This is a genomic window from Rhodococcus sp. IEGM 1408 (assembly GCF_033142235.1).
Lineage (GTDB): Bacteria > Actinomycetota > Actinomycetes > Mycobacteriales > Mycobacteriaceae > Dietzia.
Genome location: NZ_JAWLRW010000009.1, coordinates 119,280 through 134,595, shown reverse-complemented (window position 1 = coordinate 134,595; position 15,316 = coordinate 119,280). Strand labels below are relative to the sequence as shown.

The following is a 15,316-nucleotide window of genomic DNA, read 5'->3' as shown; positions in this document are numbered from 1 at the left end:
CGGACCCAGCGGTCCGGTCTAGACGTACTGCCGGACCGCCTCGATGATCTTCTCGGCCACGTCCTGCTTGCACACGAGCAGATCGGGGAACTCGGTCTCCTCGACGTTGTAGACCAGCTCGCTGCCGTCGAGGCGGCTGGCGTGCAGCCCGCGTTGGCGCACGACGCCGTACGTTGCGGCCGAATCCCACTGGTGGTGGCCGCTGGTGTGGATGTAGGCATCGCACTCGTCCTCGACCACGGTGGCGGTCTTGCCTCCGCCCGACCCGAGGTGGACCAGCGAGGCGTCGAGCTTCTCCGCCAGCTCCTCCGCGAACTCCGGGGGATCCGATTCCGAGACGGCGATGCGCAGGCGGTCGTCGTCCCGCGGGGGGACCAGAGGGCCGGGGCGCGGGCCGCGGATGATCGACAGCGGCTGGTAGGTGGTGGCGCCCCGTCCGGTGAGGACCCGGCCGTAGGCCGGCATGGCGATGGCGCACGCGGTGATGCCGCTGACCCCCTCGGAGTTCTTCTCCCACAGGGCCACGTGGACAGCCCAGTCGGGGCGGCCCTCGGTGACGTACGAACTCACCCCGTCGAGCGGGTCGACGAACCACACGCGGTCCGCCTCGAGCCGGTCGGTGGCGTCCGGGCACCACTCGCCGTACACCACATCTCCGGGCCGGGCCACGGCCAACCGGTCGACGATCACTGCCCGGGCCTCCGCCTCCGCGAGCGGGCCCAGCTCCTCGGGGGCGATCCGCGAGACCCGCAGATTGGTGAGCATCCGACCCGCCTGTGCGGCGAGGTCCTCGGCCGACCGTTGGTCGTTGGTCCGTCCGTGCGCGGGGAAGGGGCTCATGCAGGTGATTCTAGAGGTCTCGGCTACAGGCCCGCCGCCACCTCGAGCGCCGCGAGGAGCTCGTGTGGCTGACCGAGCAGCTGGGCGGTGCCGTGGGCGCGCTTGAAGTACAGCTGCACGTCGTATTCCCACGTGATCCCGACCCCGCCGTGGAGCTGGATGGCCTCGCCGGTGATCCACTGCAGTGCCTCGGAGCAGTACACCTTGGCCGCGGCGGCTTCGATCTCGGCGGCGTGGGCGGCCTCGTCGGAGCCGTCCTGCGCCTCGGCCACCAGCGCGGCGGCGGAGTAGGACAGGGACCGGGCGGTCTCGGTCTTGACGTACATGTCGGCCATCCGGTGCTTGAGCGCCTGGAACGAGCCGATTGCCCGGCCGAACTGCCTGCGCTCCTGGGTGTACTGCACGGTCGCGTCGAGCACGGCGCGGGCGGCGCCCACCTGCTCGGCGGAGATCGCCGACCATGCGGCCGCGCGCAACCGGGACAGGAAGCTCGACCGGGTTCTGATGGCGGTGGCGGCCACGCCGTCGAACTCGACGCGGGCCATCGTGCGGGTGGGATCCATGACCGGCACGCGGGTGACGGTGACCCCGTCAGCGTTCGCGGGGACCTCGAACAGGCCCACGGTCTCGAACGGCACGGTGTCACCGGTGACGGCCACGACGAGAAGTGTGGAGGCGGTGTCGGCGCCCAGCACGTGGTGGGCGGTGCCGGTGAGGGTGGTGCCGTCCGTCCCGCCCGCGCGGACCCCCGGCGTGGCCCAACCCGATCTCGAGGCCCAGCACAGGGCGGCCTGCTCGCCGGCGGCGATGCCGGGCAGGAGCCGGGCGCACGCGTCGTCGTCGCCGGTGGCCAGTACGGCCTGCGCGGCCAGCACGGCCGACCCGAGCAGGGGGGAGGGCGTGAGGCGGCGGCCCAGTTCCTCGCACACCAGGTGTGTCTCCACCCAGGTGGCGCCGGCGCCGTCGTACTGCTCGGGGACCGAGAGCGCGGCCGCGCCGATCTGCTCGACCAACGTCCGCCACAACGTGGCGTCGAATCCGTGCTCGGATGCGATGGCCGCCCGCACGGCGGCGGAGTCCGACTTCTTCTCCAGCAGCGCCGCCACGGACTGCCGCAGCGCCGACTGCTCGTCGGTGTCGACGCCGGGCGAAAAGGCTGGCGACGAGGCTGGCGACGAGGCGGGGGAGGCGGTCTGAGCGGTCATCGGCCGGCGCCCGGCAGGTCGCTCCGCAACGAGTCGAGGACCCGTCCGCGGTGGAAGGTCTGGGTGCCCCACGCGGTCTGCAGCGCTCGCGTCTTGGTCAGCAGGAGGCCCAGGTCGTGCTCGAGCGTGTAGCCGATCGCCCCGTGGATCTGCAGCGCGGTGCGCGCGGACAGGTACGCGGCGTCGGCCACGGCCACCCGGGCTGCGGAGACGTCCCGCACGGCGGCCCGGGGGTCGTCCGGGTTCTCGGCGATCGCCAGGGCCCCGGCCCACAACAGCGGGCGCGCCATCTCGAGCGCCACCGCGACCTCGGCCAGCTGGTGCTTGAGCGCCTGGTACTCGCCGATGAACCTGCCGTACTGCTTGCGTTGCCTGGCGTAGTCGACGCTCATGTCGAGCATCGCCTGCCCGAGGCCCATGAGCTGGGCCGCGGTGCCGAGCGCGCCGTGGTTGACGATGTCGGTCGTGCTCACGGTGGCGACCTTCTCGCCGCGGACCGGAGTGGTGACGGTGCGGGCGCGATCCACCGAGCGGCGGGCCTCGCCGGGCTGGCCGGTGAATACCTCGTCGTCGTCGACGACCCACAGGTACCCGGCGACGTGCGCGTCGGGAGCGAAGGGGGAGACCCCGGGGACGGCGACCGACGCCGGCGTTCCGGCGGCGATCTCGCCGGCCGTCCCGCCCGCGGCGGAGGCGTCGTCCAGCGCGGCCGCGATGAGCGGGGCGACCATGATCGACTCCACGACCGGGCCGGGGACGGCGTGGCGGCCCAGGACCTCGAGCGCGACCACGGCCTCGACCGCGGTCGCGCCGGCCCCGCCGGCGTCTTCGGCGACCAGCAGCGCGGCGGCGCCGGTCTCGGCGATGCGGCTCCACACCGCGGTGCCGGGGGCGGTGTCGCCGGCGGCCCAGGAGCGGATGACCGAGGGCATGTCGGACTTGACCAGCAGCGAATCGATGCTGGCGGCGAAGTCGGTGACCTCGGGTTCGAGTGCGAATCTCATGTGTCTGTCCCCGTCAGCCGCGTGGAAGGCCGAGGAGCCGCTCGGCGATGATGTTCTTCTGGACCTCGTTGGTGCCGGCGTAGATCGGCCCGGCGAGGGCGAACAGGTACCCGTCCATCCACTGCTCGCCGGCGAGTTCGCCTGCGGACCCGAGGACGTCCAGGGCGGTCTCGTGGGTGGCGATGTCCCAGTTCGACCAGAAGACCTTGTTGATCGAGGACTCGAAACCCAGGTTGGCGCCGCCCGTGAGCTTGGTGACCGTGTTCCAGGTGCTGAGCTCGTAGGCACGGGAGCCGATCCAGGCGTCGACGACGCGGTCGGCCACCGCGCCGCGCGTGCGGTCGTCGAGGTCCGCGCTGTGGCCGTCCCACAGCTCCAGGAGCCGGTCCGTGGTGGCGAGGAAGCGACCCGGCGAGCGCAGCGAGAGCCCGCGCTCGTTGTTGGCGGTGGACATGGCCACCTTCCAGCCCTGGTTGACCTCGCCGATCACACCCGACTCCGCCGGGTTCGCGGGGTCGTCGGGGACGAAGACGTCCTCGAGGAACAGTTCGGCGAAGCCGGGCAGGCCGTCGAGCTGGTCGATCGGCCGGACGGTCACGCCCGCGGACCGCAGGTCGAACATGAAGTAGGTGAGTCCCTTGTGGCGGGGCTCGCTCGGGTCGGTGCGGAACAGTCCGAAGCCCTTGTCGGCAAAGGAGGCGCGGGTCGACCACACCTTCTGCCCGCTCAGGACCCAGCCGCCGTCGACCCTCGTCGCTGTGGAGCGGAGCGACGCCAGGTCGGACCCGGCCTCTGGCTCGGACCAGGCCTGCGCCCAGATGTCGTCGGCGCGCGCCATCCGCGGCATGATGTGCGCGAGCTGCTCGGGGCTGGCGTGGTCGAAGAGCGTCGGGGCGAGCAGGAAGATGCCGTTCTGGCTCACCCGCAGGGGCGCGCCGGCGCGGAAGTACTCCTCCTCGAAGACCACCCAGTTGACCAGGCCGCAGTCGCGGCCGCCGAACTCCTCCGGCCAGGAGACGACCGACATGCGGGCGTCGGCCATCGTCCGTTCCCACTCGCGGTGTGCCTCGAAGCCCTCGCGGGTGTCCATGTGGGGCAGCGGTTCGGCGGGCACGTTGTCGGCCAGCCACTGCCGGACCTCGAGGCGGAACTCCTCGGTCGCGGCGTCCAGGTGCAGATCCACTGCTCAGCCCTCGGTCTTCCCGGTCGAGCCCGTGCCGGTCGACCCCTTGTTGGCGCTGTCGCGCATCGAGCGCGCGTCCATGCCGCCGAGGGAGGCGGAGAACGAGTCGGTGTCATCCGGCTCGGCGTTGGCGGAGTGGGCGAACATGTGCCAACCGAACGCGGTGTCCAGCGAGGTCTGCAGACCCATCTGGTCCTCGTTGGAGTTGATGACCTTCTTGGTGAGCGTGAGCCCGAAGGCGGGCATGGCCGCGATCTCCCCGGCGATCTCGTCGACCTTGGCCTGCAGCTCCGCGCGCGGCACGACGTGGTTGAGCATCCCCCAGTCCAGCGCCTCGGCGGCGCCGAACCTGCGACCGGTGTAGAGGATCTCCTTGGCGCGGCGGGGGCCCAGGACAAAGGCGTGGGCGAAGTACTCGACGCCCGGGATGCCCATCTTGACCACCGGGTCGGAGAAGAAGGCGTCGTCGGAGGCCACGATGAAGTCGCAGACCCACGCCAGCATGAGCCCGCCGGCGATGCAGGCGCCGTGGACCTGGGCGATCATCGGCTTGGGGATCTCGCGCCAGCGCCGGCACATCTGCACGTAGACCTCGGTCTCCCGCGCCAGCCGGCGGTCGCCGCCGCCCCGGGTGGTGTGGTCCCACCAGATCGAGGCGCGGTTCGTGTACTCGACGTGGTGGTCGCGCTCGGTGGTGCCGATGTCGTGGCCCGCCGAGAAGTGCTTGCCGTTGGCGCGCAGGACGATCACCCTGACGGAGTCGTCCTCGACGGCCTTGATGAAGGCGTTGTCCAGCGAGTACGTCATGACCGAGTTCTGCGCGTTGCGGAAGTCGGGCCGGTTGAGCGTGACGTACGCGGTGCCGCCGGAGACCTCGTAGGCGACCGGCTGCGTGTCCGGTCCGAGATCATCGATCTCGAGGACCGGGGGGATGGGTGCGTCGGTCATGAGCTGGGGTTCTCCTTACCTAGCAAGTGCTTGGTTGGTACTGTACCGGACCCGCCGGGATCACACCCCGTAGCCACCATCCACGTCGAGCTTCTGCCCGGAGATGAAGCCTGCGCGGTCGGAGGCGAGGAACGCCACGGCCTCGGCGATGTCCACGGCCGAGCCGAAGCGCCGCAACGGGATGTTGGCCCGGGTGATCTCCAGGGCCCGCTCATCGAGGTCGCCGGCGGAGATGAGCCGCTCGGCCATGCCGTCGGTGAGCATGCCCGGGCCCACACAGTTCACCCGCACGCCGAAGCGGCCCTCCTCGGCGGCCAGCCCGCGGACCAGCTGCTCGACCGCGCCCTTGGGGGCGGTGGACAGGCCGTCGCGGACCGGGTAGCGGGTGGTGGCGGCAGTGGTGACGACGACGACGTTGCCGCTCGCCGCGCGCAGGTGCGGCAGCGCGGGGTGCGCGATCGCGAAGAACCCGGCGACGTCCGCGTCCAGCTGGGCTCGCAGCACGGCAGGGCTGGTCCGGGACAGGTGCACCATGGGCACGTGCGGTCCGGCGCAGTGCGCGAGGACGGCGATCCCGCCGAACCGGGAACCGATCCCGTTGATCGTGGCCGCCACCTCGTCGTCGTCGGCCTCGTGGCCGGCTCCATCGATGCCGGCCCCATCGTGGCCCGGCGACAGTCGGACGCACTCGACGGTTCGCCCGGTCATCGCGGGGCGCTCGTCCGTATCGGCGCGGCCGCCGCCGGACAGTTCGCGCGCCAGCGCGACCGGTTCGGTCGAGCGGTAGCCCAGGACCAGGGGGGCGTCGGGGAACTCGGCGGCCAGGCGCCGGGCCACCGCGCCGCCGATCCCGCCGGAGGCCCCGGTGACCAGCACCGCACCCGCCGCACTCACCGGAGTTCGGTCTTGAGGATCTTGCCCGAGGCGTTGCGGGGGAAGGACTCGACGAACTCCACCGAGCGGGGGCGCTTGAAGTTGGCCAGGTGCTCGGCGGCGAAGTCCAGGACGTCCTGCTCGGTGAGGCCCGAGCCCTCGCGGCGCACGATGAGCGCCTTGCCCACCTCGCCCATCCGCTCGTCCGGGACCCCGATCACCGCGGACTCGACCACGCCGTCGATGCGGGCGAGGGCCTGCTCGATCTCGGCGGGGTACACGTTGAACCCGCCGGTGATGTACATGTCCTTGAGCCGGTCGGTGATGCGCAGGTTGCCGCGCGAGTCGATCTCGCCCACGTCCCCGGTGTGCAGCCAGCCGTCGGGGTCGATCGCCTCGGCCGTGTTCTCGGGATCGTCGAGGTAGCCCTGCATGACCATCTCGCCACGGGTGAGGACCTCGCCCTGCTCGCCGATCCGGATCTCCATGCCGGGGTAGGCGCGGCCGCAGGTGGTGGCGACGGTGATGTCGTCGTCGTCCGCTCGGGTGGTGGTGATGAAGCCCATCGTCTCGGTCTGGCCGTAGGCGGTGAGCACGGTCTCCAGGCCCAGGTCGGACTGCATGCGCTCGACCAGGACCACCGGCACCACCGACGCGCCCGTCACCGCCAGGCGCAGCGACGACAGGTCGAACGCCGCGCGGTCGGGGGCGTCCAGGATGGTCTGGAAGATCGTGGGCGCGCCCGGCAGGACCGAGGCGCGCTCCTGTTGGATCAGCCGCATGGACTCGGTGGGCGAGTACACCGCCAGGGGGATGATCGTCGCGCCGAACAGGGCGCAGACCAGGAACCCGGCCTTGTAGCCGAAGCTGTGGAAGAACGGGTTGACGATGAGGTAGCGGTCGGACTCGGTGAGCCCACCGTTGGAGCCCCAGGCCCGCGCGCCGGCGATGGTCTGCCGGTGCAGGGCCACCACGCCCTTGCTCTTGCCGGTCGTGCCGGAGGTGAACAGGATGTCGGCCACGTCGTCGCCGGTCACCGCGTCCGCGCGCGCGTCGGCCTCGGCGAGCGAGGAGTCGGTGGCCTGCGACTGGAGGTCGGAGAACTCGACGACGGCGAGGTCGGCGGTCGCGGTGTCGCCGCCGTCGAGGGGGATCCGCACGAGGGTCTCGAGGTCCGTGGCGCCTGAGAGCGAACCGCCGGCCGCGGCGGTCAGGTCGGCGATCCGCTCGGAACCGAGGAAGGCGCCCGCCACGACCGCGGCGACCGCGTGCGTCCGCTGGATGAGTTCGAGCGTCTCGCTACCGGTGTAGCGGGTGTTGGCGGGGACGACCGTGCCGCCCGCGAACTGCACGCCCAGCGCCGCGACGATCCAGTGGCGGGTGTTGGGGGCCCAGATGACAACCCGGTCACCCTTCTCCACGCCGCGCGCGACGAGCCCGGCCGCGAACCGGCGGACCTCGTCGAGCAGCTCCGCCCACGTCCAGCGGGTGTCCTGGCCGGGCTGGACGTCCGCGATCGCCTCGCGGTCCGGCCACGACTCGGCGGCCCGTCGCAGGGCGGCGGGGGTGGACTCGACGGCGGAGCTCATGCGCTGCACCCTACCAAGCAGGTGCTTGGTTCGTCGCGGGCTCAGTGGCTCGGCACCTCGGAGCCCCAGCACCTCAGTACTTCAGCGCGCCCCGGTCGAACGGGATCTGGACGCCCGAGATCGACCGGGAGCCGTCGCCTGCCAGGTAGGCCACCACGTCGGCGACCTCCTCGGGGGGCATGAAGTCCGCCAGCGTGCTGGCGCCGTCCCTGCGGGTGTCCTTCAGGGGCATCGGCGAGAAGCTGTGCAGGAACGAGGGGAACCGGCCGAAGAGCTCGGCCATCCCGTCGGGGTCGATCATCGGCGTGTCGACCGAGTAGGGATGGATCGAGTTGACGCGGATCCCGTACTCGCCGGCCTCGAGGGCGAGCGCGTTGGTCAGCGCCACCAACCCGGCCTTCGAGGCCGAGTAGTGCCCGTTGCCCGGCGTGGCCTTGAGTCCGGCCGACGAGCTGACGATGATGACCGACCCGCCGTTGCCCGCCTCGATCATCGCCGGCACGGCCGCGCGGATGGTCCGCCAGGTGCCGCTGAGGTTGACGCCGATGACCATGTCCCAGTCGTCCTCCGGCAGCTCCCAGAGCCGGCCCCAGCTGAGGATGCCGGCGTTGGCGACGAGGATGTCCAGTCGGCCGAAGGTGGCGATGGTGCGGTCGACCAGCTCCCGGAGCGGGCCGAGTTCCCGGATGTCGAGGACGGCCGAGAGGGCCCTGCGTCCGGTCTCCTCGACCAGGCGGACGGTCTCGGCGAGGTCGTCCGGGGTGGGTGCCGGGTAGGTGACGGACTCGGATACCGGCGCGCAGATGTCGGTGACCACGACGTCGGCGCCTTCCGAGGCGAGGCGGACGGCGTGGGCCCGACCCTGTGCCCGGGCGGCCCCGGTGACCAGCGCGACCTTGCCGGCCAGGGGCGTAGAGGATGTGCTCATGCCGTCCATCACACCCGACGCGACCCGTCGGGGCGGGCGGATCCGGCGAACCAAGCAAGTGCTTGGTAGTGTGTGGGCATGACCCAGAACACCAGGCCGGCGTCGGAGATGACCGACGACGAGTTCGCGTCGGAGTTCCGTGCATGGCTGGACGCGAACCTCACGGGCGAGTTCGCGGACATCAAGGGCACCGGCGGGCCCGGGAGCGAGCACCAGTTCTTCCCGCAGCGGCTGGCCTGGGACCGTCACATGGCTGCCGCCGGCTGGGCCTGCGTGGGGTGGCCGGTCGAGTACGGCGGCCGGGGCGCCTCGCTGAGCCAGCAGGTCCGGTTCCACGAGGAGTACGCCAAGGCGGGCGCGCCCGCGCGTGTCTCCCACCTGGGGGAGACGCTCCTCGGGCCGACCCTCATCGCGCACGGTACGCAGGAGCAGAAAGACCGCTTCCTGCCCCGGATCCTCGACGTCACCGAACTGTGGGCGCAGGGGTACTCCGAGCCGGGTGCCGGGTCCGACCTGGCCAACGTCTCCACCACCGCCAGGCTGGGCGAGGACGGCAGGTGGCACCTCGACGGGCAGAAGGTGTGGACGTCGCTGGCGCACCTGAGCCAGTGGGTGTTCGTGGTGGCCCGCACCGAGGAGGGGACCAGCCGCCACAAGGGCCTGAGCTTCCTGCTGGTGCCGCTGGACCAGCCCGGCGTGGAGATCCGGCCCATCCAGCAGCTCACCGGCACGTCGGAGTTCAACGAGGTCTTCTTCGACGACGCCGTCACCGACGCCGGGATGATCGTGGGGGAGCGGGGCGAGGGCTGGAAGGTGGCCATGACCCTGCTCGAGTTCGAGCGCGGGGTGTCCACCCTCGGCCAGCAGGTCGGATTCGCCCGCGAGCTCGACCAGATCGTGGCCATGGCGCACGCGAACGGCCGGGCGGGGGTCCCCGCGGTGCGCGAACGGATCACCCGTGCGTGGGTCGGGCTCAAGGTCATCCGCGCCCACGCGCTGCGCACGCTCGCCGAGCGCGATGCGACCGGCGGCAACGCCTCCGCCGCCAAGCTGCTCTGGGCCAACTGGCACCGCGACCTCGGTGAGCTCGCGATGGAAGTCCAGGGGGCCGAGTCGCTGACCGGGCCCACCCACGACTCCGAGGGCGCGGCCAACGACATCCACGACCCCGAGCACCTCGAACTCGCGGAATGGCAGCGGCTGTTCCTGTTCACCCGCTCCGACACCATCTACGGCGGATCCAATGAGATCCAGCGCAACATCATCTCCGAGCGCGTGCTCGGACTACCCCGAGAGGCCAGGCCGTCATGACCCAGCACAAGTCCCCCCTCGCAGCAGTGCCCGAGGAGACCCCGGGGCACGGACTGCTCAAGGGCAAGAAGGTCGTGGTCACCGCGGCCGCCGGCACCGGGATCGGCTTCTCCGCCGCCCGCCGCGCCGCGCTCGAGGGCGCTGACGTCCTGGTGTCCGACTTCCACGAGCGACGCATGAACGAGGCACGCGACAAGCTCGCCGCCGAGTTCCCCGACCAGCAGTTCGAGGCCATCGCCTGCAACGTGCAGTCGACCTCGGACGTCGACGCGCTGATCACCGGCGCCGCACGGACGCTCGGCCGGATCGACGTGCTGGTCAACAACGCCGGCTTCGGCGGCGAGGCCGAGCTCGTCGACATGACCGACGAGGACTGGGACCGCGTCCTGGACATCACCCTCAACGGGACCTTCCGCGCGACGCGTGCCGCGCTGCGCTACTTCCGCGACGTGCCGCACAACGGAGTGATCGTCAACAACGCCTCGGTCCTGGGCTGGCGCGCCCAGCGGGCGCAGGCGCACTACGCGGCCGCCAAGGCCGGCGTCATGGCGCTGACCCGCTGCTCGGCCATCGAGGGCGCGGATTACGGCGTGCGCATCAACGCGATCGCCCCCTCGATCGCGCGCCACGCGTTCCTCGAGAAGTCGGCCTCGGCCGAGCTCCTCGACGAGCTGGCCGCCAAGGAGGCGTTCGGGCGGGCCGCCGACGTCTGGGAGGTCGCCGCCACCATCGCGATGCTGGCCAGCGACTACACCACCTATCTCACCGGTGAGGTCGTCTCCATCTCGTCGCAGCGGGCCTGAGGCACTCCGGGGTCCTGACCCGCGGGCCCCTCAGGCGGTGCGGACCTTCTCGGCCTGCTTGACGAACGTCTCCATGGCGATACCCCGAGCCTCGTCGGTCACCGGGCCGTTCCCGCTGGTGGCGGTGACAGAGACCCCGATGCCGCGGACCACGCCGGTGATCATGACAGTGCCGGTCAGGATCTCCTGACCCATCATGTCCATCGAGTTGTCCTGCGTCACGGCGGTGAAGCCCTCGACGCCCTCCGGGGCGTCCATCGGCAGGAGCGTGTTGACGGTCTCGGACTTCACCTCGGTTCCCTGGATCGGGATCGTCACGGACATGGTCGGGCACTCACCCAGCAACCGGTCCCGGTCGGGGATGCCGCTGGTCAGGGTGGTCGCCGCGACGGCGACCTGGGTGTCGGCCACCTGACCGGCCTGGATGGCCATGACTCCCGGCTCGGCCTGGGAGAGGAACGCGTCCTGGTTGAAGTCCGCACAGGCCGCGGGATCCACGCGCATCCCCGCGGTGAGGCCCTCCAGGGAGCTGATGCCGCCGCTGAGTTCTTCCGTGGACACGGCGACCAGGCCGAGCTCGGGGGCGTCCTGGTCGTTGAGGACCAGCTGATCCACCGGGGCGTCCGGGGTGTCGGGCCCCTCCGGCGCCGGCTCTTGCGCCTGCTCCGGCGCGGTCCCGGCCGGAGCGGCGGACTGAGCGGTGGTCGACTCGTCGTCGTCCACCTCTCCGATCGTGCACGCGGTCACGCTCAGGGCGAGGCCGAGGGCGGCGGAGGCCGCGAGGATCCGGCGGCCGGGGCGGCGGGAGGAGGCTGAGGGGGGGATCCGCATTCCGGCAGTCTAGGCAGGGCTGGTCCCGTCAGCGCGTGACGGTGAGGCCGAGTCGCCCGACCTAGCAAGTGCTTGGTTGGTAGTATCTGGACATGACCAGCACGACCAGACGTGAAGAGCTCCTGGCTATCGCCGCCGGGCTCTTTGCCGAGCGCGGCCTCCGTGCCACCACAGTGCGGGACATCGCGGACGCGGCCGGGATCCTCTCCGGGAGTTTGTATCACCACTTCTCTTCCAAAGAAGCGATCGTCGACGAGATCCTCCGGGGTTTTCTCGACTCGCTCTTCGGGGACTATCGCCGGATCGTCGAGGCCGGGCTCTCGCCCCGTCAGACCCTCGAGGGGCTGGTCCGGGCCTCGTTCGAGGCCATCCACGGGCACCGCGACGAGGTCGCGATCTACCAGGACGAACTCAAGCACCTCCGCGGGAACCCGCGGTTCGAATACCTGCGTGAGCGCAACACCGAGTTCCGCGACATGTGGACCGACGTGCTGAGCCGGGGGATGGAGTCCGGCGCCTTCCGCTCCGACCTGGACATCCGGCTGACCTACCGCTTCCTGCGCGACACCGTCTGGGTGGCCGTGCGCTGGTACCGGCCCGAGGACGCGACCGACCACTCAGTGGTGGCGGACCAATACCTGACCATCGTGCTCGACGGCCTGGCCGTCGACTGATGATCTCGACCCCACACCGTTTGACCACACGGCGTTCAACCCCATCACGAGGAGACCAATGACCAGCGTGACCGGCCGCGAGGCCTACGTTATCGACGCCATCCGGACGCCCGTCGGCAAGCGCGGCGGAAGCCTGTCGGGCCAGCACCCGGCCGACCTCGGCGCCCACGTCATCCGCGCCGTCGTGGAGCGGACGGGGATCGACCCCGAGGTGGTCGACGACGTGATCTTCGGCTGCGTCGACGCCATCGGCCCCCAGGCCGGCAACATCGCCCGGTCGGCGTGGCTCGCCGCCGGGATGCCGCTCGGCGTGCCCGGGACCACCGTCGACCGCCAGTGCGGCTCCAGCCAGCAGGCCATCCACTTCGGCGCCCAGGCCATCATGTCGGGCACCCAGGATGTGGTGCTGTTCGGCGGCGTGCAGAACATGAGCGCCCTGCCCATCTCCTCGGCCATGCTCGCCGGTAGGGAGTACGGGTTCGACGACCCGTTCACCGGCTCCACGGGCTGGGTCGAGCGTTTCGGCTCCCAGGAGATCTCCCAGTTCAACGGCGCGCAGATGATGGCCGACAAGTGGGGCATCTCGCGCCTGGAGATGGAGGAGTGGGCCTTCCAGTCGCACGCCCGGGCCCGGGCCGCGATCGCCGAGGGGCGCTTCGCGAACGAGTACATTCCGCTAGCCGGACTAGAGGCCGACGAGACCACCCGCGCGACGACCATGGAGAAGATGGCCTCGCTCCCGGTGCTCGCCGAGGGCGGATCCCTGACCGCCGCGGTGGCCTCGCAGATCTGCGACGGCGCGTCCGCCGGGCTCCTCGCGTCCGCCGAGGCGGTGGAGAAGTACGGGCTCAAGCCCCGCGCCCGCATCCACCACCTGACCGTCCGCGGCGACGACCCGGTGATGATGCTGTCCGCGCCCATCCCGGCGACCAAGCACGCACTGGCCAAGACGGGCCTGTCGATCGACGACATCGACGTGGTGGAGATCAACGAGGCCTTCGCGCCCGTCGTGCTGGCGTGGATCAAGGAGACCGGCGCCGACCCGGCGCGCGTCAACCCCAACGGCGGCGGCATCGCCCTGGGCCACCCGCTCGGCGCCACCGGCGCCAAGCTGTTCGCCACGATGCTGAACGAACTCGAGCGCACCGGCGGCCGCTACGGCCTGCAGACCATGTGCGAGGGCGGCGGTACCGCCAACGTGACGATCATCGAGCGCCTGGACAGCTAGTCGGACGGTTCGTCTCCCAGCAGCCCCGTCCTCGCCAGAGGGCGGGGCTGCTGTCTTGCGACCGTGCGTGACAGGTCTCCGGGCCATTTCCGGGCCGACATCGGCTCGGTCGACGGGCAGGCCGGCCGCGATCAATTAGTCACTTGGTCTATAAAGCGAAGAGATTGAGCTCACGCTTACATCTGCTGTTCAGAAGATGTAATGGGGCGGATACCCGGGTGGGCGCCGGTGATCACGCTGTGATTTCGGGGAAATCTAAACATAGTGTTAACTAAGTTCAGGGCGACCCTGCCCGAGGCCCTGACCTGCGTGTGCGTTGGGCTGAGATCCTTTTCGAGAAAGGACGGTCCCATGCGGCGTTCGCGTGGTGCTCCCCCGGGCGGCTTGACGCCCGCCGGACCGGGCCTAGACAGGTCAGGGAAGGGTCTGGGAGTAGCAGTCGTTTCCGTGCTCATCGCGGGAGCGTTGAGCGTGGTGAGCAACCCGGCTCCGGCGTCGGCGCAGACCGGGGCCAATCCCTTCACCGCGACGGGCTACGCCGTCGACTTCACGTCGATCGGGGCGGGGGGCGGACGCGACTCGTTCGTCGATGCCACCATGGCCAACTCGGTGACTAATCCAATGGTGAGGGGTCAGGGGACTCGGAACAGGATTCCTCACACCAACACGCCTCTGACGATCACCGTGCCGATCACCCCGATCGGCTCGTCGCCCGTTTATACCGCCGTTCAGCAGTCTCCGGTTCAGGGTGCTGCTTCTGTCAGGTTCAACAATCTCCGCCTCGCCCTTAACGGCACGGTAGGGAAGTACCTCGACTACTCCGCGGGCGGCAGCTTCACACAGGCGTGTCAAACTGACCAGTGGGGCCGCCCGTCGGCGGTGTTCTCGGGCGTCGATGGGCAGTTGCAAAATTCGAGACTCGTCCATCCGTCAATTCCGCTGTCCGATAGCCCCGCGTCCGGAGAGACCGTCTACATGAAGGACAACGGCGACGAGGGATCGGAATCGGACTACGCCTTGAAGGTGGTGCTGAACAGGCAGTCAACGGACGCCACGGGAAAGCTGACGGCGACCGGAATTCACGTTCAGATGAATCAGCCACAAACCCCGATCCAGATGGGCGGGGTCGGGACCGCGGACTTCGGGGTGGTCACCTGCGGCACCTACCAGAACCTCACTAACACCGTCTTCTACCAGCCCGTTCCGGCCGTTTCAGGAACCGCGGCGGTGAGTTCGGTCGTCGTCGAGAACCATTCCGGCGGGGTTCTCCCTCCGGGAACGACTTTCGCTCTCGGCGTTCTTCCCGCAGGGGTCGATCCGAGCATGGTCTCGATTGACGGCCAGACCGGCAAAGTCACGTACACCGGCCCGGCCGGTTCGCAGGGGTCTGTGGAAATTCCCGTGACCGTCAACTACCCGTACCAGGGCGCGCCCGATACCTCGACTGCAGCCTTTGTCTTCAACACCGCCACGGCGACGGCGACCGTCACCTCGACGGTCACGAGTACGACCACGACGACTTCACTGACGACGACCACGACGACAGAGTTGGTTCCCACGACGGTGACTTCGACTGAGCGTGAGACGACGACCGAGGTTCCGGATCCGGTGAGTACGACGGTGACGGAGTCGGTCCCCACGACGGTGACGACGACTGAGCGTGAGACGACCACTGAGGTTCCGGACCCGGACACAACAACGGTGACTTCGACTGAGCGTGAGACGACCACCGTGGTGCCGGACCCGGACACAACGACGGTGACTTCGACTGAGCGTGAGACGACCACTGAGGTGCCCGATCCGGTGAGTACGACGGTGACTTCGACTGAGCGTGAGACGTCCACGGTGGTGCCCGATCCGGTGAGTACGACGGTGACGGAGTCGGTTCCCACGACGGTG

13 protein-coding genes and 1 pseudogene are annotated in these 15,316 nt (G+C 70.2%); 5 read left to right on the top strand and 9 right to left on the bottom strand.

Going from position 1 to position 15,316, the window contains the following annotated elements:
- Window positions 1-18: 18 nt before the first annotated feature.
- From R4P08_RS14850 to R4P08_RS14815, 8 genes are all read right to left on the bottom strand, one after another.
- Window positions 19-840: an inositol monophosphatase family protein gene (locus tag R4P08_RS14850; RefSeq protein ID WP_317814666.1), complete on the bottom strand. Its 822-nt coding sequence runs from the start codon at window positions 838-840 to the stop codon at window positions 19-21.
- A gap of 23 nt (window positions 841-863) precedes the next feature.
- Window positions 864-2,045 (bottom strand): acyl-CoA dehydrogenase family protein, encoded by a 1,182-nt coding sequence (locus tag R4P08_RS14845; RefSeq protein ID WP_317814665.1) that lies wholly within the window; start codon window positions 2,043-2,045, stop codon window positions 864-866.
- Window positions 2,042-3,049 carry an acyl-CoA dehydrogenase gene (locus R4P08_RS14840; protein WP_317814664.1) on the bottom strand — a complete coding sequence of 336 codons (1,008 nt, stop codon included), beginning with the start codon at window positions 3,047-3,049 and terminating at the stop codon, window positions 2,042-2,044. The genes R4P08_RS14845 and R4P08_RS14840 overlap by 4 nt, the downstream gene beginning before the upstream one ends.
- 13 nt (window positions 3,050-3,062) lie before the next feature.
- Window positions 3,063-4,232 carry an acyl-CoA dehydrogenase family protein gene (locus R4P08_RS14835; protein WP_317814663.1) on the bottom strand — a complete coding sequence of 390 codons (1,170 nt, stop codon included), beginning with the start codon at window positions 4,230-4,232 and terminating at the stop codon, window positions 3,063-3,065.
- 3 nt (window positions 4,233-4,235) lie between these two features.
- Window positions 4,236-5,180: an enoyl-CoA hydratase gene (locus tag R4P08_RS14830; RefSeq protein WP_317814662.1), complete on the bottom strand. Its 945-nt coding sequence runs from the start codon at window positions 5,178-5,180 to the stop codon at window positions 4,236-4,238.
- A gap of 60 nt (window positions 5,181-5,240) precedes the next feature.
- Window positions 5,241-6,074: an SDR family NAD(P)-dependent oxidoreductase gene (locus R4P08_RS14825; protein ID WP_317814661.1), complete on the bottom strand. Its 834-nt coding sequence runs from the start codon at window positions 6,072-6,074 to the stop codon at window positions 5,241-5,243.
- The gene (locus tag R4P08_RS14820) at window positions 6,071-7,642 is read right to left on the bottom strand and encodes a FadD3 family acyl-CoA ligase (protein WP_317814660.1); all 1,572 of its coding nucleotides are present in this window, start codon (window positions 7,640-7,642) and stop codon (window positions 6,071-6,073) included. Before R4P08_RS14820 ends, R4P08_RS14825 begins: the two co-directional genes overlap by 4 nt.
- Before the next feature lie 73 nt (window positions 7,643-7,715).
- The gene (locus R4P08_RS14815; RefSeq protein ID WP_317814659.1) at window positions 7,716-8,570 is read right to left on the bottom strand and encodes a mycofactocin-coupled SDR family oxidoreductase; all 855 of its coding nucleotides are present in this window, start codon (window positions 8,568-8,570) and stop codon (window positions 7,716-7,718) included.
- 78 nt (window positions 8,571-8,648) lie between these two features.
- Here R4P08_RS14815 and R4P08_RS14810 point away from each other — a divergent pair, with 78 nt between their 5' ends.
- Both R4P08_RS14810 and R4P08_RS14805 read left to right on the top strand, forming a co-directional pair.
- Window positions 8,649-9,881, top strand: coding sequence for an acyl-CoA dehydrogenase family protein (locus tag R4P08_RS14810; RefSeq protein WP_317814658.1), 1,233 nt, complete (start codon window positions 8,649-8,651; stop codon window positions 9,879-9,881).
- Window positions 9,878-10,684 (top strand): SDR family oxidoreductase, encoded by an 807-nt coding sequence (locus R4P08_RS14805; protein WP_317814657.1) that lies wholly within the window; start codon window positions 9,878-9,880, stop codon window positions 10,682-10,684. The genes R4P08_RS14810 and R4P08_RS14805 overlap by 4 nt, the downstream gene beginning before the upstream one ends.
- Before the next feature lie 30 nt (window positions 10,685-10,714).
- On the opposite strand, the gene R4P08_RS14800 is transcribed toward R4P08_RS14805, so the two are convergent.
- The gene (locus R4P08_RS14800) at window positions 10,715-11,515 is read right to left on the bottom strand and encodes a hypothetical protein (RefSeq protein ID WP_317814656.1); all 801 of its coding nucleotides are present in this window, start codon (window positions 11,513-11,515) and stop codon (window positions 10,715-10,717) included.
- Between the two features lie 92 nt (window positions 11,516-11,607).
- Between R4P08_RS14800 and R4P08_RS14795 the strand changes: the two genes are divergently transcribed.
- The 3 genes and pseudogenes from R4P08_RS14795 to R4P08_RS14785 form a co-directional block, all read left to right on the top strand.
- Window positions 11,608-12,189 (top strand): TetR/AcrR family transcriptional regulator, encoded by a 582-nt coding sequence (locus R4P08_RS14795; RefSeq protein WP_317814655.1) that lies wholly within the window; start codon window positions 11,608-11,610, stop codon window positions 12,187-12,189.
- A gap of 58 nt (window positions 12,190-12,247) precedes the next feature.
- Window positions 12,248-13,417 (top strand): acetyl-CoA C-acetyltransferase, encoded by a 1,170-nt coding sequence (locus tag R4P08_RS14790; protein ID WP_317814654.1) that lies wholly within the window; start codon window positions 12,248-12,250, stop codon window positions 13,415-13,417.
- 447 nt (window positions 13,418-13,864) lie between these two features.
- A pseudogene (locus tag R4P08_RS14785) lies at window positions 13,865-15,316 on the top strand (hypothetical protein); the annotation flags it as partial.

Bases quoted from the DNA above. Each gene is read 5' to 3' on its own strand.
- R4P08_RS14830 (WP_317814662.1), bottom strand. From the start codon at position 5,180: ATGACCGACGCACCCATCCCCCCGGTCCTCGAGATCGATGATCTCGGA.
- R4P08_RS14850 (WP_317814666.1), bottom strand. From the start codon at position 840: ATGAGCCCCTTCCCCGCGCACGGACGGACCAACGACCAACGGTCGGCC.
- R4P08_RS14795 (WP_317814655.1), top strand. From the start codon at position 11,608: ATGACCAGCACGACCAGACGTGAAGAGCTCCTGGCTATCGCCGCCGGG.
- R4P08_RS14815 (WP_317814659.1), bottom strand. From the start codon at position 8,570: ATGAGCACATCCTCTACGCCCCTGGCCGGCAAGGTCGCGCTGGTCACC.
- R4P08_RS14840 (WP_317814664.1), bottom strand. From the start codon at position 3,049: ATGAGATTCGCACTCGAACCCGAGGTCACCGACTTCGCCGCCAGCATC.
- R4P08_RS14810 (WP_317814658.1), top strand. From the start codon at position 8,649: ATGACCCAGAACACCAGGCCGGCGTCGGAGATGACCGACGACGAGTTC.
- R4P08_RS14820 (WP_317814660.1), bottom strand. From the start codon at position 7,642: ATGAGCTCCGCCGTCGAGTCCACCCCCGCCGCCCTGCGACGGGCCGCC.
- R4P08_RS14800 (WP_317814656.1), bottom strand. From the start codon at position 11,515: ATGCGGATCCCCCCCTCAGCCTCCTCCCGCCGCCCCGGCCGCCGGATC.
- R4P08_RS14845 (WP_317814665.1), bottom strand. From the start codon at position 2,045: ATGACCGCTCAGACCGCCTCCCCCGCCTCGTCGCCAGCCTCGTCGCCA.
- R4P08_RS14805 (WP_317814657.1), top strand. From the start codon at position 9,878: ATGACCCAGCACAAGTCCCCCCTCGCAGCAGTGCCCGAGGAGACCCCG.
- R4P08_RS14790 (WP_317814654.1), top strand. From the start codon at position 12,248: ATGACCAGCGTGACCGGCCGCGAGGCCTACGTTATCGACGCCATCCGG.